Below are 1,927 nucleotides of genomic sequence, written 5' to 3'. Positions count from 1 at the left end.
GACCGCAAAGGTTAAATAGAATCACTTTACTTTCCCCAGACTCCTTGCATTTTAATGCCTCGTCGATCGCTGCTTTCACTGCATGATTGGCTTCGGGAGCGGGTAAAATACCTTCTGCACGAGCAAAAGTCAACCCTGCCGCGAAACAACCTAACTGATATTCCGCACGCGGTTTCGCCAATCCCAAATTCACTACATGACTTACCAGGGGAGCCATCCCGTGATACCGTAAGCCACCTGCATGAATGCCTTCCGGTACAAACGTGCTACCCAAAGTGTGCATTTTTACCAATGGAGTTAAGTGAGCCGTATCGCCAAAATCATAAGCATACTTGCCACGAGTCAGAGATGGACAAGCCGCAGGTTCGACAGCAATAATCTCCACATCTCTTTCACCCCGCAGCTTTGCACCCAGAAACGGAAAAGCAATGCCAGCGAAGTTGCTACCCCCACCCGTACAACCAACTACAATATCTGGATAATCTCCAGCCATTTCTAACTGTGCTAAAGCTTCCAAGCCAATTACGGTTTGGTGCAACAAAACGTGGTTAAGAACGCTACCCAAAGCATACTTAGTTCCGTCATCTTGGGCAGCAACTTCTACCGCTTCACTAATAGCAATGCCCAAACTACCGGTACTGTTGGGGTGCGATGCTAGGATCGATCGCCCAGCTTGAGTTTCTTGACTGGGACTGGCAACTACTCTCGCTCCATAAGCTTCCATCAACGCACGGCGGTAAGGCTTTTGGTGATAGCTAACTTTTACCATATAAACTAATACTTCCAACCCAAACAATGCCCCCGCAAACGCTAGCGAGGAACCCCACTGTCCGGCTCCCGTTTCCGTACTCAATCGTTTTACGCCTGCCTGCTTGTTATAGTAAGCTTGTGCAACGGCAGTATTGGGTTTGTGACTTCCGGCAGGGCTGACACCTTCGTATTTGTAGTAAATCTTGGCGGGAGTATCGAGGACTTTTTCCAGTCGGCGGGCGCGATAAAGTGGTGTCGGTCGCCATTGACGGTAGATAGATTTTACTTCGTCTGGTATCTCAATCCAACGTTGTTGAGTGACTTCCTGTTCGATGAGACTCATCGGAAAAAGCGGAATCAGGTCATCGGGAGTAATTGGTTGACCCGTACCGGGATGGAGAACGGGGGGTAAAGGTGTGGATAAATCTGCCTGTATGTTGTACCAGGCAGTAGGCATTTGGTCTTCCGAGAGGAGGTATTTGATGGTGTTCATTCTAGATGTCAGAGATATGCGAGTTAAGATTTCTATTGTCGCCGATCGCTCCGGCAATACCAAGTTGGCGGCAGTTGTGCGATCGTTGTCTCTTAAACAACTGCCTTAAGGTTGCGTGCGCTATCATCGAGTTTTTGAATTCCCAGCCTTACTTGAGAAATACCGCCAGTTGTTTCCTTTGCTGCCGAGTTAATTGTATTCATAGCATCGGCAACTTGATTTATGGCAACTGCTTGCTGATTGATATTGAGCGAGATTTGTTGGTTGTTTAAAGCAACGCTGTCGATCGCATTCATCACTCCCGTGAAGGCTTCTGCTGTGCTTTTGGCAACTTCGACTCCTTCTTCTACAGTTTTAGTACCTTCATTCGTGACGATTGCTGTTGAATCGATCGCACTTTGAATATCAGCAACAAGGATGTTAATTTTTACTGCGGATTTTTTACTCTCATCTGCTAGTTTGCGAATTTCCGCCGCCACAACTCCAAACCCTTTACCATTTTCTCCCGCCCGCACCGCTTCTACCGTTGCATTTAGGGCTAGCATATTTGTCTGATTGGCGATATCGCTGACAAAACGCGAGATTTCGCCGATTTGATTCGTCTGCTGACTCAAGTGTAAAATTTGCTCGGCGATCGCGCTCACTTTTTCCTTTAGTTTAGCCATCCCATCTAAACTATATGCT

General features: G+C 47.3%; 2 protein-coding genes. Both read right to left on the bottom strand.

The annotated features are described in order from the left end of the window. Positions 1-1,243, bottom strand: a 1,243-nt coding sequence (locus H6S82_RS31375) for a TrpB-like pyridoxal phosphate-dependent enzyme (RefSeq protein ID WP_191057347.1), incomplete at its 3' end; no start/stop codon positions are given. 92 nt (positions 1,244-1,335) lie between these two features. Beyond that, positions 1,336-1,927, bottom strand: a 592-nt coding sequence (locus H6S82_RS31370) for a methyl-accepting chemotaxis protein (protein WP_242057189.1), incomplete at its 5' end; no start/stop codon positions are given.

Origin of the sequence: Planktothrix sp. FACHB-1355, assembly GCF_014748295.1 — a bacterium.
In the GTDB taxonomy this organism is placed as follows: Bacteria; Cyanobacteriota; Cyanobacteriia; order Cyanobacteriales; family Aerosakkonemataceae; genus Aerosakkonema; species Aerosakkonema funiforme_A.
This window is presented reverse-complemented; position numbering and strand designations above follow the sequence as displayed.